The sequence below is a fragment of the Glutamicibacter sp. AGC84 genome (assembly GCF_053543575.1).
In genome coordinates this window covers 160,785-183,247 of the sequence record NZ_JBLVOC010000027.1, presented here as the reverse complement: position 1 = coordinate 183,247, position 22,463 = coordinate 160,785, and the positions used below count along the sequence as shown (strand labels likewise).

At 58.7% G+C, this 22,463-nt stretch carries 18 protein-coding genes; 15 read left to right on the top strand and 3 right to left on the bottom strand.

Annotated features, from left to right (window positions below):
* Positions 1 to 31 precede the first annotated feature (31 nt).
* Positions 32 to 505, bottom strand: coding sequence for an Lrp/AsnC family transcriptional regulator (locus tag ACNPN0_RS17285; protein ID WP_448937453.1), 474 nt, complete (start codon positions 503 to 505; stop codon positions 32 to 34).
* Between the two features lie 150 nt (positions 506 to 655).
* Here ACNPN0_RS17285 and pdhA point away from each other — a divergent pair, with 150 nt between their 5' ends.
* The 11 genes from pdhA to ACNPN0_RS17230 all read left to right on the top strand — a co-directional run bounded on the left by pdhA (position 656) and on the right by ACNPN0_RS17230 (position 16,452).
* Positions 656 to 1,771, top strand: a complete 1,116-nt coding sequence (pdhA, locus tag ACNPN0_RS17280) for a pyruvate dehydrogenase (acetyl-transferring) E1 component subunit alpha (RefSeq protein WP_448937452.1) — start codon at positions 656 to 658, stop codon at positions 1,769 to 1,771.
* Between the two features lie 14 nt (positions 1,772 to 1,785).
* A complete protein-coding gene (locus ACNPN0_RS17275; RefSeq protein WP_332486703.1) occupies positions 1,786 to 2,775 on the top strand; it encodes an alpha-ketoacid dehydrogenase subunit beta in 990 nt (329 codons plus the stop codon).
* Entirely contained in the window at positions 2,775 to 4,124 is a 1,350-nt protein-coding gene (locus ACNPN0_RS17270) for a dihydrolipoamide acetyltransferase family protein (protein ID WP_105657252.1), read from the top strand. Before ACNPN0_RS17275 ends, ACNPN0_RS17270 begins: the two co-directional genes overlap by 1 nt.
* Positions 4,125 to 4,320: 196 nt before the next feature.
* Positions 4,321 to 5,952 (top strand): peptide ABC transporter substrate-binding protein, encoded by a 1,632-nt coding sequence (locus ACNPN0_RS17265; protein ID WP_105661815.1) that lies wholly within the window; start codon positions 4,321 to 4,323, stop codon positions 5,950 to 5,952.
* A 190-nt stretch (positions 5,953 to 6,142) separates the two neighbouring features.
* Complete coding sequence (locus ACNPN0_RS17260) at positions 6,143 to 7,069, top strand: ABC transporter permease (RefSeq protein WP_332727079.1); 927 nt, start codon at positions 6,143 to 6,145, stop codon at positions 7,067 to 7,069.
* Positions 7,062 to 8,084 carry an ABC transporter permease gene (locus tag ACNPN0_RS17255; RefSeq protein ID WP_286134595.1) on the top strand — a complete coding sequence of 341 codons (1,023 nt, stop codon included), beginning with the start codon at positions 7,062 to 7,064 and terminating at the stop codon, positions 8,082 to 8,084. Before ACNPN0_RS17260 ends, ACNPN0_RS17255 begins: the two co-directional genes overlap by 8 nt.
* Positions 8,085 to 8,087: 3 nt before the next feature.
* Positions 8,088 to 9,731, top strand: coding sequence for an ABC transporter ATP-binding protein (locus ACNPN0_RS17250; RefSeq protein WP_105657255.1), 1,644 nt, complete (start codon positions 8,088 to 8,090; stop codon positions 9,729 to 9,731).
* 437 nt (positions 9,732 to 10,168) lie between these two features.
* Positions 10,169 to 11,977: an ABC transporter family substrate-binding protein gene (locus tag ACNPN0_RS17245; RefSeq protein ID WP_402735552.1), complete on the top strand. Its 1,809-nt coding sequence runs from the start codon at positions 10,169 to 10,171 to the stop codon at positions 11,975 to 11,977.
* Positions 11,978 to 12,118: 141 nt separating this feature from the next.
* A complete protein-coding gene (locus ACNPN0_RS17240; protein ID WP_448937451.1) occupies positions 12,119 to 13,636 on the top strand; it encodes an ABC transporter permease in 1,518 nt (505 codons plus the stop codon).
* Positions 13,637 to 13,687: 51 nt separating this feature from the next.
* Positions 13,688 to 14,758, top strand: coding sequence for an ABC transporter permease (locus ACNPN0_RS17235; RefSeq protein ID WP_105657258.1), 1,071 nt, complete (start codon positions 13,688 to 13,690; stop codon positions 14,756 to 14,758).
* Positions 14,755 to 16,452: an ABC transporter ATP-binding protein gene (locus ACNPN0_RS17230; RefSeq protein WP_448937450.1), complete on the top strand. Its 1,698-nt coding sequence runs from the start codon at positions 14,755 to 14,757 to the stop codon at positions 16,450 to 16,452. Before ACNPN0_RS17235 ends, ACNPN0_RS17230 begins: the two co-directional genes overlap by 4 nt.
* A gap of 445 nt (positions 16,453 to 16,897) precedes the next feature.
* Here ACNPN0_RS17230 and ACNPN0_RS17225 read toward each other — a convergent pair whose 3' ends face one another.
* Entirely contained in the window at positions 16,898 to 17,359 is a 462-nt protein-coding gene (locus ACNPN0_RS17225) for a GNAT family N-acetyltransferase (protein WP_105657260.1), read from the bottom strand.
* 69 nt (positions 17,360 to 17,428) lie between these two features.
* The gene (locus ACNPN0_RS17220) at positions 17,429 to 18,049 is read right to left on the bottom strand and encodes a TetR/AcrR family transcriptional regulator (protein ID WP_105657261.1); all 621 of its coding nucleotides are present in this window, start codon (positions 18,047 to 18,049) and stop codon (positions 17,429 to 17,431) included.
* A gap of 237 nt (positions 18,050 to 18,286) precedes the next feature.
* Here ACNPN0_RS17220 and ACNPN0_RS17215 point away from each other — a divergent pair, with 237 nt between their 5' ends.
* The 4 genes from ACNPN0_RS17215 to ACNPN0_RS17200 all read left to right on the top strand — a co-directional run bounded on the left by ACNPN0_RS17215 (position 18,287) and on the right by ACNPN0_RS17200 (position 22,410).
* Positions 18,287 to 19,441, top strand: coding sequence for an acyl-CoA dehydrogenase family protein (locus ACNPN0_RS17215; RefSeq protein ID WP_448938958.1), 1,155 nt, complete (start codon positions 18,287 to 18,289; stop codon positions 19,439 to 19,441).
* 76 nt (positions 19,442 to 19,517) lie between these two features.
* On the top strand, positions 19,518 to 20,741 hold the full coding sequence (gene dxr, locus ACNPN0_RS17210) for a 1-deoxy-D-xylulose-5-phosphate reductoisomerase (RefSeq protein WP_448937449.1): 1,224 nt from the start codon (positions 19,518 to 19,520) through the stop codon (positions 20,739 to 20,741).
* Positions 20,738 to 22,087 (top strand): M50 family metallopeptidase, encoded by a 1,350-nt coding sequence (locus ACNPN0_RS17205; RefSeq protein WP_105661822.1) that lies wholly within the window; start codon positions 20,738 to 20,740, stop codon positions 22,085 to 22,087. Before dxr ends, ACNPN0_RS17205 begins: the two co-directional genes overlap by 4 nt.
* Before the next feature lie 23 nt (positions 22,088 to 22,110).
* Positions 22,111 to 22,410 carry a YciI family protein gene (locus tag ACNPN0_RS17200; RefSeq protein WP_448937448.1) on the top strand — a complete coding sequence of 100 codons (300 nt, stop codon included), beginning with the start codon at positions 22,111 to 22,113 and terminating at the stop codon, positions 22,408 to 22,410.
* Positions 22,411 to 22,463: the final 53 nt, after the last annotated feature.

Sequence of the window (22,463 nt, the reverse complement as noted above, 5' to 3'; positions counted from 1 at the left end):
GGGCCCCCGGAACTTTTTGCTGCCCTGTGCGCTACGCGTGATTGGCTAGCGAGTGCTGAAGCAAAGCGGTGGTGCGGTAGGGGACGAGCTCGGCCATGGATAGTGCCGAGTCCGCACGATTCACTCCGTCTATATGCAGCAGCTGTCCATGGACCCGAAACAGCTCCTCGGCGTCTTTGGCCGCTACCCGCACCAAGATGTCGGCAGAGCCGGTGAGCCCGTGTGCTTCAAGCACCTCGGGGATGGCTTCGAGCTTGGCGGCGATGTCCCCGAGATGGCGTTGCTCAACATGCAGCTCGACAAAGGAAAGCAGCCCGTAGCCCAGCACTTCGGGCGGGATCCGGCGGTCAATGGAATCAAGAACTTCATTCTCCAGGCGGGTCATCCGCGTCTGCACGGTATTTCGCCCGAGGTTCAAAGCCGTGGCGATAGCCGAGCCGGTGCGCTTGGCTGCGGTCGAGAGGGCCAGCAGGATGCGCCGGTCGGTAGTGTCCAGAAGTTGCATAATGTGCACGTTAGCACTGACCGGTTCTCATAAACAGTGCGTTTTGCTCTAATTCCAAAAACACCATTGTGCATCCTGCCTTGCGTGAGTAGCATCACATTAAGCGGTGTTTGTGAATGAAAACCCGCAACCGACTACGTGAGAGTAAGGATGCCGATCGTGTCCACACAGCACATTGACGTAGCCGCCGGATGCCTACCCACGCATCAGCTGCTGAACGTCGACGGGAATCGAATCCCGGACGAAGAACTTGACCATTATCTGAAGGACCTCAAAGAAGCGGACCTTGCAGATTTCCTTCGCGACATGGTGGTCCTGCGCCGCATGGACAATGAAGCCACCGCATTGCAGCGCCAGGGCCAGCTAGGACTCTGGGCCCCGTTGCTCGGCCAGGAAGCCGCACAAATCGGCTCGGTCCGCGCCACCGAAGCGGATGACTTCATTTTCCCTTCCTACCGCGAGCATGGCGTCGCATGGGCCAGGGGAGTGAAAGCAGAAGATCTGCTCAGCGTGTGGCGCGGGGCCCAGGCCAGCGGCTGGGATCCGAATGAAGTCAATATTGCTTGCCAGCAGATTGTCATTGGCTCCCAGGCTTTGCACGCAGCCGGATACGGAATGGGAATCAAATTCGACGGGGGCAAGCAAGTTTCTGTGGCCTACTTTGGCGATGGCGCCACCAGCCAGGGCGACGTGAGCGAAGCCATGGTCTTCGCCGCCAGCTACCAGGCGCCAGTGCTGTTCTTCTGCCAGAACAACCAGTGGGCCATTTCCGAACCAGTCCACCTGCAAAGCCGCACCCAGATTGCCGACCGTGCCCACGGCTTCGGGCTGAAGACCTGGCGGGTGGATGGCAATGACATCCTTGCAGTCTACGCAGCCACCAAGGCCGCCCTGAATCACGCGCGCAACGGCCTGGGCCCAACCTTCATTGAAGCGGTCACCTATCGCATGGGGTCGCACACCACCGCCGATGATCCAACCCGCTACCGCAAGAGCGAGCAGCTCGAAGAGTGGAAAGCCAAGGACCCTATCGACCGCCTGGTGAAGTACCTGCATGAGCTGGGTGCCGATGTGCAGTCCTACGAGCAGCGTGCCCAGAACGCAGCCGATGATCTGGCCGCGAAGCTTCGCGCCGCGATCACCACCATGGAGGACCCCAAGGTGCAAGAGCTGTTCACCAATGTATATGCCGAGAAGCACGAACCAACCGAACGCGCAGCCAAGAACTATCTGGACTACTTGGCAGATTTTGAAGGTGGAGAGTAACTGTGGCAACCACCATGCTCAAGGCGCTGAACAAGTCGCTGCACGATGCCCTGGACGAGGACGAGAAAGTCATCCTGCTCGGTGAAGACATCGGAACCCTCGGCGGTGTCTTCCGGGTCACCGATGGCCTGAAATCCAAATTCGGCGAGCACCGCGTCGTCGATACCCCGCTGGCAGAATCCGGCATTGTCGGCAGCGCCATCGGCCTGGCCTACCGAGGCTATCGCCCAGTAGTGGAGATCCAGTTTGACGGCTTCACCTACCCGGCCTTTGACCAGCTAGTTTCCCAGCTGGCTAAATTGCATTACCGTTCCCGCGGACGGGTGAAGATGCCGGTAACCGTTCGAATTCCCTACGGCGGAGGAATCGGTTCACCGGAGCACCACTCCGAATCACCGGAAGCATATTTCGCCCACACCGCCGGTCTGCGCGTCTTCGCGCCTTCAAGTGTCGAAGATGCCTATAGCATGTTGCGCCAGGCCATCGATTGCGATGATCCGGTCATCTTCTTCGAGCCGAAGCGCCGCTACCACGAGAAGACCACTGCTGAACTTCTCGCGCCAACGCCGGATGGATCGCCCAAGGCCAAGATCATCCGACCCGGTGAAGATGTCACCGTGGTCGGCTATGGCCCGACCACCTACACCCTGGTGGATGCGGCCAAGGCCGCAGAAGATGAAGGCACCAGCCTGGAGGTCATCGACCTGCGCACCTTGGATCCCCTGGATATCGACACCGTGGCCGAATCCGTCAAGCGCACCGGCAAGCTGGTTGTAGTCCATGAAGCCAGCCGCACCAGCGGTATCGGTGCAGAAATCTGTGCCGAAATCACCGAGCGCTGCTTCGACTATCTGGAGCACGCCCCATTGCGCGTCACCGGATTCGATATTCCGTATCCGCCATCGCGGCTCGAAAGCCACCACCTGCCCGATTTGGATCGAGTGATGCACGCGGTCGATACCGTGATGCGCCACCACGAGGCAACCGAAGGAGCTGCCAAGTGATGACCGCCCACACATTCAAACTCCCGGACCTCGGCGAAGGGCTCACCGAGTCCGAGGTGCTGAATTGGAAAATCAAGGTTGGCGAGCATGTTGCGCTCAACCAGATCATTGCCGAAGTTGAAACCGCCAAGGCAGTGGTTGAACTGCCCTCGCCGTATGCCGGCTTCGTTCAGGCTCTGCATGCCACCGAAGGTGAAACAGTGCAGGTTGGCGGTCCGCTGGTCACTTTTGATCAGGAGCCAGGCGCTTCCGGCGGGCAGCCGCCAGCAGCAGGTCCCGGAAATCATGGGGAAAGTGCGGCCGTCGAGCGCACCCCAACCCTCGTTGGCTACGGTGCCCCGGCAGACACCGGCAACCGTCCAACGCGAAAAGCTCGTGGCTCCCGCAACGGGGGAGCGGCGCAATTGGCGGAACCAGTTGCATCCGCACCGGATGCCGCGCCGGCCAGTCCTGAGCGCGAACAACATGAGACGACTCGATGCACACCGCCCGTACGCAAGCTGGCACGGGATCATGGAGTCGATATTTCGGCGCTCGCCGGCAGCGGCGAGGGTGGGCTGGTGCTGCGTAGGGATGTTCAGCAGGCCATCGATTCCGTAGGTACCAGCACCTCATCGGCAAGGGGAAATGAGCCAGCGTCCTCGCCGGATGTGGACCGCCATGTGAAGATCACCGCCGTCCGCAGAGCCACAGCCAAAGCGATGGTGCAGTCGGCGTTTACTGCACCGCATGCCACCGAGTTCCTCACTATTGACGTCACCGAATCCATGGCGTTGGTGGAAAGAATGCGTTCGCATCGCTTGCTGAAGGACCGGAAACTCAACATCACAACGTTGGCGGCGCTCGTGGTGACGAGATTGCTGAAGACTTATCCTGCGCTGAACTCGACGTGGGATGAAAAGGCTGACGAAATCATTGAGTTCGGGTCAGTGAATCTGGGCATGGCTGTGGCAAGTGACCGCGGCTTGCTGGTTCCGGTGCTGAAAAATGCCCAAGCCAAGACGTTGCCCGTATTGGCAACTGAACTCAGCGAGATTATTCTCCAGGGCCGCGAAGGAACGTTGTCACCAGCCCAATTGACCGGTGGCACATTCTCCATTACCAATGTGGGGGTTTTCGGCGTGGATGCCGGGACCCCGATTCTACCTCCGGGGCAGGCTGGAATCCTGGCATTAGGCCAAGTGAAACGAAGGCCTTGGGAATACCAAGACCAAGTTGCCCTTCGCCATACCATGACTTTGGCTTTGTCCTTCGATCACAGAGTGGTTGACGGCAAGGAAGCAAGCGAGTTCCTCGCAGGTGTCGGCTCGGTATTGGAAGACCCCGGAATGATGAATATTTTTATTTGAGCTTAAATAAAAACTGACCCGGCTGAAGTTATTTCAGCCGGGTGAGTAACCCGATTTCAAGCATTGCTTTCATGACTATTCATTGGTTGTTTCGCAATGTTTGATGTAATCTCATTCACTACGTGCTATAGCTCACGCTTGCCTGCACGGCTCTGCGAAATGCAGAAGCAGCAACGATCTGTTGAGGAGAAATAGGATGCGATACTCGCACGCATCTAAGGCTGTCGTTTTATCTGCAGCCTTGGCGCTGACCCTGTCCGCTTGTGGCGGCGGTTCAAATGAAACCGCCGGTGGCGAAGGTGACGGCTCGTACGTCGTCACCGCAAACACCACCGAACCGCAGAATGGCCTTCTGCCGGCTAACACCAACGAAGTTGGCGGCGGCCGCGTAATGGACCTGATCTTCACCGGTTTGGTCAGCTATGACGCAAAGGGCGCTCCGGTCAATGAACTCGCTGAGTCCATCGAAACCGAAGACTCCCAGAACTACACCATCAAGCTGAAGGCCGGACATACCTTCTCGGATGGTTCCCCAGTAACTGCTGCTTCGTTCGTGGATGCCTGGAACTTCGGCGCCGCGGCAAAGAACGCACAGCTGAACTCGTACTTCTTCGAATCCATCAAGGGCTTCGATGAGGTCAACAAGGAAGGCTCCAAGAAGGAAGAGATGGAAGGCCTGAAGGTAGTGGATGACACCACCTTCACCGTCGAGCTGTCCCAGCCTGAGTCCGACTTCCCGCTGCGCTTGGGCTACACGGCGTTCATGCCGTTGCCTGAAGCGGCCTTCGAAGATCCAAAGGCCTTTGGCGAAAAGCCAATCGGCAACGGCCCATACACGTTGACCGAGTGGAACCACGATGTGAACCTGAAGCTGGACGTCAACGAGAGCTACGACGGTCCACGCAAGGCGGCTAACGCCGGCATCGACTTCAAGGTCTACCAGTCCACCGACTCGGCGTACAGCGATCTGCAGTCCAACAACTTGGACGTCCTCGACCAGATCCCGCCAAGCCAGCTGGCTTCCTACGAGTCTGACCTGGGCGATCGTTCAGTCAACTCGCCATATGCCGGCAACGCAACCATCACCATCCCGGGCTACCTGGACCACTTCAAGCAGGACGAAGAGGGCAACCTGCGCCGTGCCGCGATCTCCCGTGCCATTGACCGCCAGCTGATCATCGACAAGGTGTACCAGGGTGGCAAGGTCAAGGCCGATGACTTCACCGCACCAGTGCTCGAAGGCTACAGCGCCGACGTTCCAGGCAGCGAAGTCCTCGACTTCGACGGGGCTGAAGCCAAGAAGCTGTGGGAACAGGCTGATGAAATCAGCAAGTGGGAGTCCGGCGATGAATTCTCTGTCGGCTACAACGTTGATGGCGCGGGCAACAAGGAATACGTCGAAGCTGTCGTCAACCAGCTGAAGAGCAACCTGGGCATCAACGCAGTGGCTCAGCCATTCTCTTCATTCAAGGAATTGCGCGAGAAGGTCACCAGCTACAAGATGACCGGTGCATTCCGTACCGGTTGGCAGGCCGACTACCCGTCGCTGTACAACTTCCTTGGTCCACTATTTGGCACCGGGGCCGGTTCGAATGACGGCAAGTACTCCAGCAAGGAATTCGATGACAAGCTGGCCGAAGGCCTGTCTGCCACGGATCCGGCCGAGGGTGCAAAGATCTTCAACGAAGCACAGGAGATCCTGTTCAAGGATTTGCCGGCCATCCCGCTGTGGTACCAAGCAGTCCAGGGTGGTTGGAGCGAAAACGTTGATAACGTCGAGTTCGGGTGGAACGGTGTTCCTATGTACCAGCAAATCACTGGCAAATAAGTTTCCTTCAGCATTCGGCCTAATCAGAGCGAATAGAAGCTGAAAACTCGTCAAGGGAGATCCGAGCAGCTCAGGGTCTCCCTTTGGCGTGTCCGTCCTGCCTCGCAAAAATAAACGTCGATTACTTTATCGACGGAAAGAGGATAAAAATGGCCTTGTGCCCTCATGTGTCTCGAGGTGAGATGCAAGCATGTTAAGTTTTACCCTGAAGAGAATCGCGCAGCTGATCCCGGTGTTTATCGGTGCTACTTTGCTGGTGTACTTCTTGGTTTTCGCGACTCCCGGTGACCCAATCGCGGCACTCTCCGGCGGCAAGCCAATGAGTGATGCCACCAAAGCGGCCCTAACTGCGCAATACAACTTGGATAAGCCTTTTTGGGTCCAATACGGCCTGTACTTGAAGAACCTGGTGACTTTGGACCTGGGAACTTCATTCTCGGGCCAAGAAGTCAAGGAGATGCTCGCACGAGCATTCCCTGTCACTGCACGCCTGGCGATACTGGCGTTGCTGATCGAATCTGTCTTCGGCATCATCTTCGGCGTCATCGCCGGCATGCGCAAGGGCAAATTGTTCGACTCGACCGTCCTGATCGCATCGCTGCTGGTCATCGCAGTTCCAACCTTCGTACTGGGCTTCTTGCTCCAGTACGTGGTCGGAGTCAAGCTCGAATGGGCAAAGCCAACCGTTTCCGGTTCGGCAACCTGGGGCGAACTGATCCTGCCGGCCTTGGTCCTGGGACTCGTTTCTCTGGCTTACGTTTTGCGACTGACGCGTACCTCCATCATTGAGAACAAAACCGCTGACTATGTGCGCACCGCAACTGCCAAGGGCCTGAGCCGCAACCGCGTTGTCACCGTGCACATCTTGCGCAACTCGCTGATTCCAGTCGTGACCTACCTTGGCGCCGACTTGGGCGCACTCATGGGCGGCGCCATTGTTACCGAGGGTATCTTCAATGTCCCCGGTGTCGGCCACTTGCTCTACCAGGCAATCCAGAAGGGCGAAACCCCGACGGTGGTTGCCGTTGTAGGCGTCTTGGTGATCGTCTTCGTGATCGCCAACCTGATCGTGGATATGCTGTACGCACTGCTTGACCCAAGGATCCGTTATGCCTGAGAACCAGAACTTTAATCCCGAAGACGGCCTTCCCATCCGAAACACCCGTGCCGGCAAAGTTTCTAAGTACAAAATTGAGCACTACGTGGCCCCATTGGAGGAGACTCCGCTGCAGGCGGTGGATTCTGTCAAGGAAACCGGCAAGCCATTGTCCATGTGGGCTGAAGCATGGCGTTCACTGCGCAAGCAGCCGCTGTTCATCATCTCCACGCTTCTGATCATCGCCGTCATGGTTGTAGCTGCGTTCCCGCAGCTGTTCACGTCCATTGATCCGACTGGCAACCAGGCATGCTTGCTGGAAAATTCCAATGAGCCAGCACGCCAGGGACATATCATGGGCTTCAACCTGCAGGGTTGCGACATCTACGCCCGTACGATCTACGGCACGCGTGCTTCGCTGCTCGTAGGCGTATTCACTACCCTCATCGTGGTGCTGCTCGGCGGTGCCATTGGCGCGCTGGCAGGCTACTACGGCGGCTGGATCGACACCATCCTGGCTCGTCTGGGCGATATCTTCTTCGCGCTGCCGCTGATCCTCGGAGCCATCATCGTGATGCAGCTTCCTGCCTTCCGTGAAAACCGAAGCGTTTGGACGGTTATCATCACCCTTGCGATCTTCGGCTGGCCGCAGCTGGCACGCATTACCCGCGGCGCAGTGATCGAGGCCCGCAACGCGGACTTCGTGAAGGCCTCTCGCGCGTTGGGCCTGTCCAAGTTCAGCGCTTTGGTCAAGCACGTCATCCCGAACTCGTTGGCACCGATCATTGTTGTTGCCACGGTGAACCTCGGCGTATACATCGTTGCCGAGGCCACGCTGTCCTTCCTGGGCGTCGGGCTTCCGCCAGACGTCATGAGCTGGGGCAACGATATTTCCTCCGCACGTACCCAGCTGCGCAATAACCCGACCATGCTGATGTGGCCAGCACTGTTCCTTTCGGTAACGGTATTGAGCTTCATCATGCTCGGCGATGCAGTGCGCGACGCACTGGATCCGAAGGCCCGGAAGGGAGCCTAAGCAATGACTCAGAGTGCAACTCCCAAGCCTCTGCTGGAAGTCAAGGACCTGGCGATCACTTTCTCCACTCCTGACGGTCCAGTGCACGCAGTGCGCGACGCCAACTTCACCGTGATGCCCGGGGAAACCGTGGCCATCGTGGGCGAGTCCGGTTCCGGCAAGTCAACTTCGGCACTGGCTGCTATCGGCCTGTTGGCCGGCAACGGCAAGGTCTCATCCGGCCAGATTCTTTTTGACGGCGAGGACATCGCCCAAGCGAGCGAAAAGCGATTCGTAGAGCTGCGCGGCAACCATATTGGCATGGTTCCGCAGGATCCGATGTCCAACTTGAACCCGGTCTGGAAGATCGGGTTCCAGGTCAAGGAAACCCTGAAAGCCAACGGCTTGGCGGGGGATAACCCGAACAAGCGTGTAGCCCAGGTCTTGGCCGATGCAGGTTTGCCCGATCCGGAGACGCGTGCGAGGCAGTACCCGCACGAATTCTCCGGTGGCATGCGTCAGCGTGCGCTGATCGCCATTGGCCTGGCCTGCCGCCCGCGCCTGCTGATTGCCGATGAGCCAACCAGCGCACTGGACGTCACCGTGCAGCAGCAGATCCTGGACCATCTGGACACCATGACTAGTGAACTGGGCACCGCCGTGCTGCTGATTACCCACGACCTGGGCTTGGCAGCAGAGCGTGCCGAGAAGGTCGTCGTGATGTACAAGGGGCGTGTCGTCGAATATGGCCCAGCGCTGGAGATTCTGCGCAACCCCAAGCACCCGTACACCCAGCGCCTGATCAACTCGGCTCCATCGTTGTCAGCACAGCGTGGAGACAAGCACGAGGCGATTGTTGATGAGGTAATTCCGGGCAAGGCCGAGCCGCTGCTGAAGGTCAGCAACCTGACGAAGGTCTTCGATATCCGCAAGGGGTTCGGCAAGAAGGAGAAGTTCACCGCGGTGGACAACGTGTCCTTCGAGATCCCCAAGGGCACCACCACCGCCGTGGTAGGCGAGTCCGGTTCCGGCAAGTCCACCATCGCCCAGATGGTGCTCAACCTGTTGGACAAGACCGAGGGCGAGATCATCTTTGATGGCGAACAGATTGGCAACCTGAGCGAGAAGCACTTGTTCAAGTACCGCCGACGTGTCCAGCCGATTTTCCAGGATCCGTACGGATCCTTGGATCCGATGTACTCGATATTCCGAACCATCGAAGAACCACTGCGCATTCACGGTATTGGTAACGCGGCATCACGGGAGAAGAAGGTCAAGGAACTGCTGGATCAGGTTTCCATGCCGGCATCCACCATGCACCGCTTCCCGAACGAGCTGTCCGGCGGACAGCGCCAGCGCATCGCGATCGCGCGTGCTCTGGCCTTGCAGCCGGAAATGATCGTTTGCGATGAGGCTGTTTCGGCGTTGGACGTGCTGGTGCAGGCCCAGGTGCTTGAGCTGCTTGATGAGCTGCAACGCGAAATGGGCCTTACCTACCTGTTCATTACCCACGACCTGGCTGTAGTCCGCCAGATCGCGGACAACGTATGCGTGATGGAACACGGAAAGATCGTCGAACAGGGAACGACGGACGAGATTTTCGATGCGCCAAAGAGTGCATATACCCGCAACCTGCTGGCTGCGATCCCTGGAGCTTCGCTGATCTAGCAGCTCGGAAATCCGCTGAATGGGACGGTGAAACCGTAAGGTTTCACCGTCCCATTCTGCGCTTAACCTGAGCTCAAGCAACGTCATATTCAACGAATATTTCAGATTTAATCAATCTGAAACAAACGTTGCAAAAATGTTATAAATCACTCCGCGAGTCAACATGCACGAAACAGTTGCCCGATTGATTTTTCCCAATCTGAAAGAAATCCTTGAAATCTCGGGGATGTGAGCTGGATCTCGTAAACCCGCGGGTAACAAGCGCGTTGCGAATGACTCTCAGGGGGAGGACTGCAGCAATATCTGAAGCGCTTCTTTCTATATCCAAGCCAGAAAATTCGGGTTAGTCTATTGCTCAATGGACTGATCATGTGATCTGGTCCACATTGGATCCCCCGATCCAGCACTCGTATCGTTCAAGAACTCAAGGAGGCGAAATGCGGTTTCAGCGCGTTTCGAAAGCAGTAGCTGTAGGCGCAGCACTGGCCCTGGCCCTTTCGGCTTGTGCACCAGGCGGCGGAGACACAGGCGCCGATGCATCAAAGGATGCTGGCGCAGGTGGCGGCAACGGTTCGGCAGAAGCAGCAAACAGCGGCAAAGCCGATCTGGGTGATATCAAGACTGCCGAAGACAATATCAACGTCACCGTAGGTGCCCCGGAATTCCTGAGCTACAACGGCTTTACTCCGAACACCTATTCCACCTACAACTCGGCCATCGTGGACCGGATGTTCGCTGGGTTCAGCTACTTCGGTACTGACGGCACGCTGTACCCCAACGAGGCCTTGGGCAGCTATGAGAAGGTGAGCGACGATCCGCTCACCATCAAGTACACCATCAATGAAGAAGCCAAATGGTCCGATGGCACGCCGATCACCGTAGCCGACTCCGTGCTGGCATGGGCAGTGCAGAACCTGAACCTCAACGAAGGTTCCAAGGACAAGCCGCTGTTCAACTCGGTCTCAGTTGATCTCGGCGACACTGTTCCAGCTGGTCCGCAGGGCGACTGGGATGGCAAGGAATTCACTGTTGAATTCGCCGAGCCTGATCCGGACTGGGCCCTCCAGTCCTGGATGCTCCACCCAGCACATGTGGTGGCCGAAGAGTCGGGCATGAGCACCGAAGAGCTCGTCAAAGCCATTCTCGCTGGGGAATCCGACAAGCTGAAGAAGGCTGCCGATTTCTGGAACGAAGGCTGGATGACTGACCCGGGCAAGCTGCCCGATGAGAAGATCTCGCCTGTATCCGGCCCCTACAAGCTGGGTAGCTGGAAAGCTGGAGAGTCCGTAACCCTGGTTGCCAACGAGAACTACTATGGCCCCGCGCCTGCAACCAAGGAACTGACCTTCCGCTTCCTTGAAGACGCAAGCATGGTCCAGGCATTGCAGAATAAAGACGTTGACGTCATTAACCCGCAGCCCACCGTTGATACGCTCGCGCAGCTGGAGAATCTTGGCGACGCTGTAGCAATCCAGAAGGGCGACACCCTGACCTGGGAGCACCTTGACTTCAACTTCGCCAAGGGCAACGAAATGACCAATCTGGAACTGCGCAAGGCCTTTGCCATGTGTGTTCCACGTCAGCAGATTGTTGACAACCTGATCAAGCCGCTGAACCCTGACGCCATCGTGATGAACTCCCGCGAAGTCTTCCCGTTCCAGGATAACTACCAGGAAGTAGTGGAAGCATCCTACGACGGCCGCTACGACCAGGTTGATATCGAAGGCGCCAAGAAGATCCTCGAAGAGCAGGACGCTGTGGGTACCGAAGTACGCATCGGCTACTCGGCACCTAATGAACGCCGCGCCAACCAGGTCTCGGCCATCAAGTCCTCCTGCGATGAAGCGGGCTTCAAGATCGAGGACACCGGTTCGGCTGACTTCTTCTCGCCAAACGGTGCGCAAGACCGTGGCGACTACGAAGTAGCACTGTTCGCTTGGGCAGGTTCCGGCCAGATCAGTTCCGGCCAGAACATCTACGCCACCGGCAAGCCGCAGAACTTCGGCCAGTACTCGAACGCTGAAGTCGATGCAGCATGGGCGACCCTGGCAAGCTCGCTGGACCCGGCTGTCCATGCCGAGCAGACCAAGAAGATCGAGAAGCTGTTGTGGGATGACCTGTTCGGCATCCCGGTATTCGCCCACCCAGGCTTGAGCGCCTCGGGTTCGGATATCCAAAATGTCCGTCACACCGCAACGCAGGACCAGATCGTCTGGAACGCCGAGCAGTGGGTACGTGCTGAGTAATTGCCCCTAGGCAACGTACTTGCACAATGTGAGTGAGCACATGTGGGGCCCGATCAAAAATCGGGCCCCGCAGTGTGTTCAAAGGTCCCCAACCTCAAGGGCCGGCTCACTTCCGTGAGATGAAAGTAGGACATTAGAACCGTGTGGAAATTTATCGCCAAGAGACTAGGCTCAGCACTTGCCGTGCTGTTCGCCGCATCGCTCTTGCTCTACGTACTGGTAATCAATTCAGGTGACCCGCTCAAGGACCTCCGCGAAAGCAACGCGGATAACCGCGAGTACTTGATGGCCCAGCGTGTGGAATACATGAACCTGGATGCACCCTGGTACGGACGCTACTGGGACTGGCTGACCGGCGCCAGCAAATGCCTGATTGGCCAATGCGACCTGGGACAGAATATCAACGGCGTAGAGGTCTCCGGCTTGCTGGCCAACGCCGCATCGTCCACCTTGCGGCTGGTAGTGCTCGCTACGGTGATCGCCGCGGTTCTGGGTATCGCCATTGGCGTTTTGACTGCAATCCGCCAGTACTCCGGCCTGGATTACATCGTTACCTTCATGACCTTCCTCTTCTTCTCGCTTCCCGTCTTCTGGGCAGCTGTGCTGCTCAAGGAGTACCTGGCGATCAGCTACAACGACTGGCTGGCGGATCCGCAGATATCCCTGGGGTCATCCATAGCCATAGGCATCGTCGTCGGACTCGTCCTGCAGATGTTCCTCGGGGGCTCCTTGAAGCGCCGTGGCATCACCTTCATAGCTGCCGCTGTTTTCGTCCCGCTGATGCTGCAGTACAGCATTTGGCTGAATTTCTACCGCTACCCGCAAATGGGCCCCGCAATCATCATCGTGCTGACGGCACTCGTGGCCTTGAGCGCCACTGCCATGAGCGTTGGCCTGAAGGAAAAGCGCGTGCTGTACCCGGCGCTGATTACCGTCGTGCTGGTCTTGGCCATGTACTACGCGACCTTCTACATGCTGCTGGAACCAAACGCATGGATCCTCTTGTTCGGATTGGTCCTCGCGGTAGCGATTCCGGCAGTAGTCGGGCGCTTCATGGGCGGCCGCTTGCGCAAAGCAGCGATGTCCGTCTCCGTAGCCACCGGTGTTGTAGGCGCAGGACTGACCGTTGTCGATCACATGTTCCGCGCTTGGCCTGGTTTCCTGGACGTCAAGGGACGCCCCATCGCGACCATCGGGTCGTCCACTGCTAACCTCGAAGGCGGTTTCTGGGATCACTTCCTGGATAACGGCACCCAGTTGCTGATGCCGACCATCCTGCTTGCAGTGATTTCTTTGGCTAGCTATTCGCGCTACACGCGTTCTTCCATGCTCGAAGTGCAGCGCCAGGACTACATTCGCACCGCCCGTTCCAAGGGATTGAGCGAACGCACCGTGATTTTCCGGCACGCGTTCCGCAACGCGATGATCCCCATCGCCACCATTGCAGCCTTCGACTTCGCCGGCCTGATCGGCGGTGCCGTGATCACCGAGCGCGTCTTCGGCTGGAAGGGCATGGGCGAAATGTTCGCAACCGGCCTGGATCATGTCGACCCGGCACCTGTGATGGCGTTCTTCCTGGTTACCGGTACCGCCGCAATCATTTTCAACTTGCTGGCGGATATCGTTTACGCCCTGCTTGACCCACGAATCCGAGTCTAGGAGGCATGGACCAATGAACATCCTTCATGCCTGCAACCCTAAGGACCAGCGATGAGCACCCCGAACAAGAACTTGAACGAGAACGAGCCGCAGAACCTGAATTCCGTGGCCGAGGTGGAAGACGCCAAGCTGGCCCAAATCCACGAAAAGCCGAAGAGCCAGGGACGCATTGTTCTCGAGCGCTTCGTCAGCCACAAGCCGGCGATGATTTCCGCGGTGATCCTGGTCGTCATCACCGTTTTCGCTTTCAGCTCCATTGGCTGGGGACCGATCCCCGGCTGGTGGGGACAGAACTTCTACCACGCTGGTGCCGTTGTGGATGGCGGCAAACCGACCTTGAGCCTGGTCCCCGCCTGGCTCGGCGGCGAAGGCATCCGCATCGGCGAGCACCCCTTCGGGCAGGACTCGGTCGGCAAGGACTACTTCGCCCTGGTCATGAACGGCACGCAGAAGTCCATCATTATCGGCGTTGTGGTTGGCTTGGTCGCCACTGTCCTGGGAACCGTCATCGGTGCTGTTGCCGGCTACTTCCGCGGATGGGTCGACGAAATCCTGATGCGCATCACTGACCTGTTCATCGTGATCCCATTGCTGGTCCTGGCCGCTGTTCTGGGCAAGATGGCTGGTGCATCCACCGGTTCCATCATCATCCTGGCCCTCGTGCTCGGCCTGGTGACCTGGACCGGCTTGGCCCGACTGGTGCGCGGTGAAATCCTTTCGCTGCGCGAACGCGAATACGTTGCTGCCGCCCAGGCCATGGGTTCGAAGACCAGCCGCGTGATCTTCAAGCACCTGATCCCCAACACCATGGGTGTGATCATCGTGAACGCAACCTTCGCGATCGCTGGCGCGATCCTGCTGGAGTCCTCGCTGTCCTACCTGGGCTTCGGCGTGAAGGCTCCAGAATCCTCGCTGGGCCTGCTGATCAGCCAGTACCAGAACGCCTTCACCACCCGCCCGTATTTGTTCTGGTGGCCAGGCATGATCATCGTTACCATCGCCCTGTCGGTGAACTTCTTGGGTGACGGCTTGCGCGATGCGTTCGACCCGCGCCAAATCGGAAAGAAGCGCCGCCGCCGCGCCGGCCTGTTCGCCCTTCCAACCCGCAAGGAGAAGCCATGAGCCACGCAGCACCAATGAACGAACAAGGCTCAGACGGCTACGCGCTGAGCTTCACCGACCTCAACGTCGTCTTCGCCACCGGTGGTGCAGACGTCCACGCAGTCAAGGGCTTGTCCTTGACCGTCCGCCCCGGGCAGGTCGTGGCGCTGGTTGGCGAGTCCGGTTCCGGCAAGTCCGTCACCTCAACTGCGGCGATGGGCCTGCTGCCGGAAAACGCCAATGTCTCAGGTGCCGCCAAGGTCGGCAACGTCAACGTGGTTGGCCTGGACGAAGGCAAGCTGCGCAAGATGCGTGCCACCGACATCGCGATGGTCTTCCAGGAGCCCATGACTGCGCTGAACCCGGTGCTGACCATTGAGCGGCAGTTGACTGAAGCGCTGGAACTGCACGACATCGCCTATGGCAAGGAAGCAACCGACCGGGCCATCGAGCTGCTGGACATGGTGGGCATCCCGGATCCCGCCAAGCGCGTCAAGCAGTACCCGCACCAGTTTTCCGGCGGCCAGCGCCAGCGTATCGTCATTGCCATGGCGATATCCTGCGATCCCAAGGTGATCATCGCCGATGAGCCAACCACCGCACTGGATGTAACGGTGCAGGCAGAAATTCTCGATCTGCTGCGCGAGCTGAAGGATCGACTGAATACCGGCATCTTGCTGATCACCCACAACATGGGTGTTGTCGCGGATATGGCCGATGAAGTGGCCGTGATGTTCCAGGGCAACCTCGTCGAGACCGGCACCGTGGAGCAAGTTCTGCTGCGCCCGGAACATCCATACACCCAGCGCCTGCTGGCCGCGGTACCGCGCTTGTCTGCTCCGGCTGTTACTACTGCGACGCCCCCGCACAGCTCCGAAACTGCGCCTCCAGGACGCGAGCTGGTGCTGGAAGCCAAGGACCTCGTGCTGGAATACGACATGCGGGGAAAGATCTTCCGCGCCGTGGAAGAGGTGAGCTTCGATATTGCCAAGGGCGAAGTCCTAGGCATTGTGGGCGAGTCCGGCTCTGGCAAATCCACCATCGCCAAGGCGGTGCTCGGCTTGTTGCCTGTGGCTAGCGGCACCTTGTCGGTCCAGGGCCATGATCTGCCGAAACTTTCCCCGAAGGAAGCCCGTGCCGTTCGCAAGAAAATCGGCGTCATCTTCCAGGACCCGGCAGCATCCTTGAACCCGCGTTTCCCTATTGGCGATTGCATCACCGAACCAATGGTGGTTCACAAGGTTGGCAGCAAAGCAGGGCGCATCAAGCGTGCTGAAGAACTGCTCGATGCGGTGAAGCTGCCGCGCAACGTGATCAACCGATACCCCCACGAGCTCTCAGGCGGCCAGCGTCAACGTGTTTGCATTGCTCGCGCGTTGACCTTGAACCCCGAGCTGCTGATTGCCGATGAGCCAACTAGTGCTTTGGATGTTTCGGTTCAGGCAGTCGTATTGGAAATGCTGCAGGACCTGCAACGGGACTTCAACTTCGCGTGCCTCTTTGTCAGCCATGATCTGGCTGTCGTTGACATGCTGGCTGATGCGGTCGTAGTGATGCAGTCAGGCAGGGCGGTTGAGCAGGGCATGGTGGATACCGTGCTGCATGCCCCAACGCACGACTACACCAAACGCCTGTTGGCCGCGGCTCCGGTGCCGGATCCGCATGAGCAGGCAGTACGCCGTGAGGCTTGGCGCTTGCTGAACAGCACGAAGTAGATGCTGAGCTGAACGACGAATAAGGGGGCTCGTTTCCAGATCTTTCACTGGAAGCGGGCCCCTTCCGTCTGCCCGGGAGAGCTGGACATGGCGAAAGCCGATTCCCCGGATCCGGCCTCGGTCCGGGAAAGCGATACAAGTACTTGCGGGCCTACGAGCAGGTGCTGGGCGGCGGAACTTGGACCAGCTGAACGAGAGGGAATGCCTCGGGCTCAACACTCATCGCTGCAGGAATCACAGGATGACCCGCACTGGCGTTCTTGCACGGATCGTGCAGCAGAAAACCAGCTCGGACGGAACCCGCAGACGCCTGCCTGGGGCTTTGCGCCGGGCGCGGGACGATGCTGATCCAGGAAAGGACCAAGGGAACCTCGGCGGTAGAGGCCCGTTAATAGGCAAAAGCTGGCTCTCTGCCGAGAGCCAGCTTTTGCCTATCTTTTGGAGTCTAGTCCAGCTGCATGACGTTTTCGGTAACGACCTCTGCGCGGGCGTTGGAGAAGATCTGCTCGGTGCCAACGGTCTTGAACCCTCGGCGTTCCAGGACCTTGATGGAACCTAGATTGTCCTGGACCACATGCGCGGTCAATGGGCGCTTGGTGTATTCGGCGAGGAAGGTGTCTACCGCGCTGGTGGTCAGTCCCTTGCCCCAGTACTTGGTCGAAGTCCAGAAATTGATCTCTGGTACTTCGCCGTCGAAGACCAGAATGGATCCAACGACTTCGCCCTCATGCTCGATGGTGCGAACCAGAACATTCGGATCGTTCAGAATCGAGTTCCAGTGGTGGTCGAATACCGCGCGGTCGGCTGGGTTACGCGCTTGATAAGCGGCCATGAGGTTCGCCTCGGGTTCTTGCTGATGAGCGAAGAATGCATCCAAGTCGGAAGGGCGGACTTCTCGTAGCTGCACGATAAAGGCCTTTCAATCGTGTGGGTCAGCGTGCCGGTATTGGCACACCAGTGAACAATGGCTTGAAACCTACACTACCGGGGAAGTGAGTGCGGCGAGTGCCATGTTGGACAATAACGGCTTCAGGCCGGACTTTTTAGTCCTCGGCGAGTGGGCGGAATGAGCAGTCGAGTTCAGCAAGCCGAAGACGGCGTGCGCGCGGAATCTGTGCGACTGCTTGCTTCCGGTGGGATGCAATTTGGCCAGTTCCGTAGTCCAAAGCCCGATATAGGAGTTCTGGAGTTTGCGGACTAATGCCAGTTCGGCCTTCGGGAGCGATTTCAAATCACGGTCCTGGACCTGCAAAATGTCCGGGCGGGACAGCGAGAAGTCAGTGTGGAAATCAACCAGACGCGAAAGCACCTCCAGGGGAGTGCCGCCGGCTTCCGTGGCCGTGCAGCCCCCGGCATAGATATCTTTGGACATATCTACTAGCAGAGCGATAAGCACTGCCTGCTTGCCGGCGAAATGCCGGTACACGGCCGGACCGGATATGCCGCAGGCAGCGCCCAGATCCTCCAGCGAAACACCCGCGTAGCCATTCAAGGCGAACAGTCGAGTGGCTTCGCGCAAGAGTGCTTCTCGTCGTTCAGCTTTGGCGCGCTCACGCTCTGTTGGTTCATTGAGCGACTGGTATTTGCTCGCCAACACAATCAACTCCTTACGTTTGCCAAGCCTCGGTCTGGACAAGTGTGACCGCTGCCACTAATGTCAAAAATGTAGCTGTTTACCCACCCGTAGGCAGCAACCAGTTAATAAATATTAACCATACGCGTCGCGGCGTGTGCTTCCAAGAAACTCACGCACCTGGCGCAGAACATGACCGCCACCGGTTTATGCACATCCCGCAGCCGATGCCGGTTCGTCCCTCAACGAAGAGAGAGCCTGATGATTGATCTCGAACTCGACGACCAGTATCAAGACCTGGTCGACATGGTCCGCGAATTCGCCCAGGAAGTCGTAGCCCCGCAGAGCGCGCAGAACGATGCCAACCATGCGTTCCCCTATGACATCGTCAAGCAAATGGGGCAGATGGGTCTCTTCGGGCTGCCAGTCTCCGAAGAATACGGCGGTTCCGGCGGCGACTACTTCCACCTCGCGCTGGCGCTCGAAGAACTGGGCAAGGTAGACCAGTCGGTAGCCATCACTCTCGAAGCCGGCGTCTCCCTGGGCGCGATGCCGATCTACCGCTTTGGCAGCGAGGGCCAGAAGCAGAAGTGGCTGCCAGCCCTGGCCGCCGGCGAACGCTTGGCCGGTTTTGGCCTGACCGAACCCGGTGCAGGCTCCGACGCCTCAGCTTCCTTGACCAAAGCGAAACTGGAAAATGGCGAATGGGTTATCGATGGCGCCAAAGAATTCATAACCAACTCCGGTACCGACATCACTTCTCTCGTCACGGCCACCGCTGTCACCGGTGTCGACGAAGCAACCGGCAAGAAGGAAATCTCGGCAATCATCGTGCCGACGGGAACCGAAGGATTCACCGCGGAGAAGGCCTACGACAAGGTGGGTTGGCGTGCCAGTGACACCCATCCGCTGAGCTTCAGCAGCGTGCGAGTTCCGGAGGAGAACCTGCTTGGCGAGCGCGGACGCGGATACGCCTACTTCTTGGAAATTCTCGATGAGGGACGTATCGCCATCGCGGCGTTGGCCACCGGAGCCGCCCAGGGTTGCCTCGACGAGGCGGTGAAGTATGCCAAGACACGGACTTCCTTCGGCCAGGCCATCGGCCAGTACCAAGGCATCTCCTTCATGGTCGCTCGCATGGCTTCGCGCGCCCACACGGCCCGTCTGGCCTACTACGCGGCGGCGGCGAAGGTGCTCGCCGGCAAGGACTTCAAGATCGAAGCCGCGCATGCCAAGCTGATTGCCAGCGAAGCGGCGATGGATAACGCCCGTGATGCTACCCAGATCTTTGGCGGCTACGGATTCATGAATGAGTCATTGGTTGCACGGCACTACCGCGATTCGAAGATCCTGGAAATCGGCGAAGGAACCACGCAGGTCCAGCAGATGCTCATTGCCCGCAGCTTAGGTCTCTGATTCTTGCCAGAGGGGGCGCTGCATCCTGATTTTGGGGTGTGGCGCTCTTTGGGCGCTCACAGTAAAACGAACCATAATGGGTAGGGTGAGCTCCCAGAAAACTTTCATTCCAGCCGGACATCCCCGTCGCGTCAGCCTGATCGGTTCCACCGGTTCCATCGGCACGCAGGGACTGGACGTCATCGAAAACGCATCCGGGCAATTCTCCGTGGCAGCGCTGTCCGGTGGGTACAACCTTGGATTACTGGCTCGCCAGGCAATTAAGCACCGCCCTGCGCTCGTTGGCAGCGCCGTGGAATCCAAGGAGGAGCTTGCAGCGGCCATTAAGCGAGCCGCAGAAGATGCATCGGTAACCGGATACACTCCCGAGCTGGTGGCCGGCGCGCATGCGGCAACCGAGGTTGCCGCTTTCGCCGAGGCCGACGTGGTGCTCAATGGCATCACCGGTGCCATTGGCCTAGCCCCGACCATTGCTGCCTTGGAAGCCGGCCACCTGCTGGCACTGGCCAATAAGGAATCCCTGATCATCGGAGGCCAGGTAGTCAAGCGGATCGCGGCACCAGGCCAGATCTCGCCCGTTGATTCCGAGCACTCCGCCCTCGCCCAGGCCCTGCGCTCTGGCGCGCCCGAGGAAGTGGCCAAGCTGCTGGTGACTGCCTCTGGCGGTCCATTCTTCGGCTACAGCCATGAGCAGCTGCGTGATGTCACCCCCGCCCAGGCGCTGGCTCATCCAACCTGGGACATGGGACGCATGGTCACCACCAACTCGGCCACCATGGTCAACAAGGCTTTGGAAGTCATCGAAGCCCACCTGCTGTTCGACGTGCCACTGGAAAAGATCGAGCCTGTGGTGCATCGCCAGTCAATCATTCACTCGATGGTGGAGTTCATCGACGGTTCGGTGATCGCCCAGGCATCGCCGCCGGATATGCGCCTGCCGATCGCTTTGGGCATTAATTGGCCGCATCGGGTTGCCGGTGCCGCGAAGGCTTGCGATTTCTCCACCGCAGCAAGCTGGACCTTCGAACCACTGGATGAGGAGGTCTTCAGCGCTGTAAAGCTTGCCAAGCAGGCCGCAGCGTCGTCGGGAACGCATATGGCTGTCTATAACGCCGCCAACGAAATTGCAGTGGATGCCTTCCATGATGGAAAGATCCGCTTCACCGACATCGTTGAGACCGTGGAACGGGCCTTGGACGAGTACACCCCGATGAGCGCAGCGCTATCGGTCGAAACAGTGCTGGAAACAGACCGCTGGGCCCGCGCCCATGCAACGAAGATCATCGAGGCCAAAGCATGAGTGCATTGCTGTTCATCGGCGGCGTCCTATTCATGGTGGTAGCCGTCGGGCTGTCCATTGCGCTGCATGAAATCGGGCACCTGGTACCCGCGAAACTGTTCAAGCTGCGCGTTCCGCAGTACATGATCGGTTTCGGCAAAACGCTGGTTTCCTTCAAGCGTGGCGAAACGCAATACGGCATCAAGGCCCTGCCCCTGGGCGGCTACATCTCGATGGTGGGCATGTACCCGCCACGCGACCAGGTCGTCTCGGATGCTTCCGGGAAGAAGCCGAATCTCTTCCAGAAGGTCTTCGGACAGATGGTGGATGACGCACGCTCGCAGGCCAACGAGAACGTGCTGCCCAGCGATGAAGGCCGGCTGTTCTACCAGCTGCCGATCTACAAGCGCGTCATCATCATGCTCGGTGGCCCAATCATGAACCTGGTCATCGGGTTCGTGGTGATCGGCATCGTGCTGACCAGCTTCGGCCAGGCTACGCCAACCACCACAGTCTCCGAGGTGTACCAGTGCATTGCCAGCGCACAGAACGCAGAGCAGGCCGAATGCACCGACAAGGATGTCCCAGCGCCGGCTTACGAGGCAGGCCTCCTGCCAGGGGACACGATCACCGCCGTAAACGGCACCGCTGTTGCGGAAGCTGAATGGAATAAGCTCACCGATGTCATCCGCGATCATCCAGGAGAACCCATCACCCTGGACTATGCCCGCGACGGGCAGATTCGCACCACCGAGCTGACTCCGTACCTGACCGAACGCCCGGCGACCGACGAAAATGGCTACGTGCTGCTCGATGAGCAGGGCGAATACATCATGACCAAGGTCGGTTTCGTCGGGATGGGCTCCTTGCAGCGGGACCTGACCCAGCCGCTGAGCGCGGTTCCCGGCGTGATCGGGGATCAGTTGCTGAGAATTGGCGATGTCATCCTGCACCTGCCCCAGCGCATGGTGGATGTCGCCCAAGCTGCTTTTGGCAGCGAGGAACGCGACCCGAATGGGCCGGTGTCCATCGTGGGCGTTGGGCGCATTGCCGGAGAGATCAGCGCGGAGGATTCCATCTCGGTAGCTGACAAATTCGCAACCTTGCTGTCATTGGTGGGCGGTTTGAACTTGGCCCTGTTCGCCTTCAACCTGATCCCGCTGCTGCCGCTGGATGGCGGCCACGTGGTGGGCGCGCTGTATGAGGGGCTGAAGCGCACAGTTGCCAGGATCTTCAGGATCAAGAAAGTACGGCCTGTGGACACGGTCAAGCTTTTGCCGCTGACTTATGTCGTGGTGGTAGCGATGCTGGTCATGGGCGGGCTCTTAATATATGCGGATATCTTCAAGCCGATACAGCTGTTCTAAGCAGGGAGAAATATGCTGTAGGCATGACTGTTTTTGCTGTTGAATACGCGTACGCCGAGAACTCCACCGAGCTGCGCAATGAACACCGTCCAGCACACCGCCAGTACCTTTGCGACTTCCTCGGCGAAGGTGCGGTACGCCTTCTTGCTTCGGGGCCGACTCCGGTCAACGACGGCGCGCTGTTGATCTTCGCGGCAGAATCGCAAGCTGCGCTGGACGAAGTGCTTTCCAATGATCCTTTCCAGAAGGTTGGCGGAATCGGCGCGGCCACCGTCACCGAATGGAACCCGGTAATTGGCCTGCTGGAGGATTTCGCGTCCTAGGCGATAGGTACCTTGCACCAGCCTCCGCTGTTCTTTTCCGAGAACAGCGGAGG

Coding starts and splice junctions, on each gene's coding strand:
- ACNPN0_RS17285 (WP_448937453.1), bottom strand. CDS start 505: ATGCAACTTCTGGACACTACCGACCGGCGCATCCTGCTGGCCCTCTCG.
- pdhA (WP_448937452.1), top strand. CDS start 656: ATGCCGATCGTGTCCACACAGCACATTGACGTAGCCGCCGGATGCCTA.
- ACNPN0_RS17275 (WP_332486703.1), top strand. CDS start 1,786: ATGCTCAAGGCGCTGAACAAGTCGCTGCACGATGCCCTGGACGAGGAC.
- ACNPN0_RS17270 (WP_105657252.1), top strand. CDS start 2,775: ATGACCGCCCACACATTCAAACTCCCGGACCTCGGCGAAGGGCTCACC.
- ACNPN0_RS17265 (WP_105661815.1), top strand. CDS start 4,321: ATGCGATACTCGCACGCATCTAAGGCTGTCGTTTTATCTGCAGCCTTG.
- ACNPN0_RS17260 (WP_332727079.1), top strand. CDS start 6,143: ATGTTAAGTTTTACCCTGAAGAGAATCGCGCAGCTGATCCCGGTGTTT.
- ACNPN0_RS17255 (WP_286134595.1), top strand. CDS start 7,062: ATGCCTGAGAACCAGAACTTTAATCCCGAAGACGGCCTTCCCATCCGA.
- ACNPN0_RS17250 (WP_105657255.1), top strand. CDS start 8,088: ATGACTCAGAGTGCAACTCCCAAGCCTCTGCTGGAAGTCAAGGACCTG.
- ACNPN0_RS17245 (WP_402735552.1), top strand. CDS start 10,169: ATGCGGTTTCAGCGCGTTTCGAAAGCAGTAGCTGTAGGCGCAGCACTG.
- ACNPN0_RS17235 (WP_105657258.1), top strand. CDS start 13,688: ATGAGCACCCCGAACAAGAACTTGAACGAGAACGAGCCGCAGAACCTG.
- ACNPN0_RS17230 (WP_448937450.1), top strand. CDS start 14,755: ATGAGCCACGCAGCACCAATGAACGAACAAGGCTCAGACGGCTACGCG.
- ACNPN0_RS17215 (WP_448938958.1), top strand. CDS start 18,287: ATGATTGATCTCGAACTCGACGACCAGTATCAAGACCTGGTCGACATG.
- dxr (WP_448937449.1), top strand. CDS start 19,518: ATGGGTAGGGTGAGCTCCCAGAAAACTTTCATTCCAGCCGGACATCCC.
- ACNPN0_RS17205 (WP_105661822.1), top strand. CDS start 20,738: ATGAGTGCATTGCTGTTCATCGGCGGCGTCCTATTCATGGTGGTAGCC.
- ACNPN0_RS17200 (WP_448937448.1), top strand. CDS start 22,111: ATGACTGTTTTTGCTGTTGAATACGCGTACGCCGAGAACTCCACCGAG.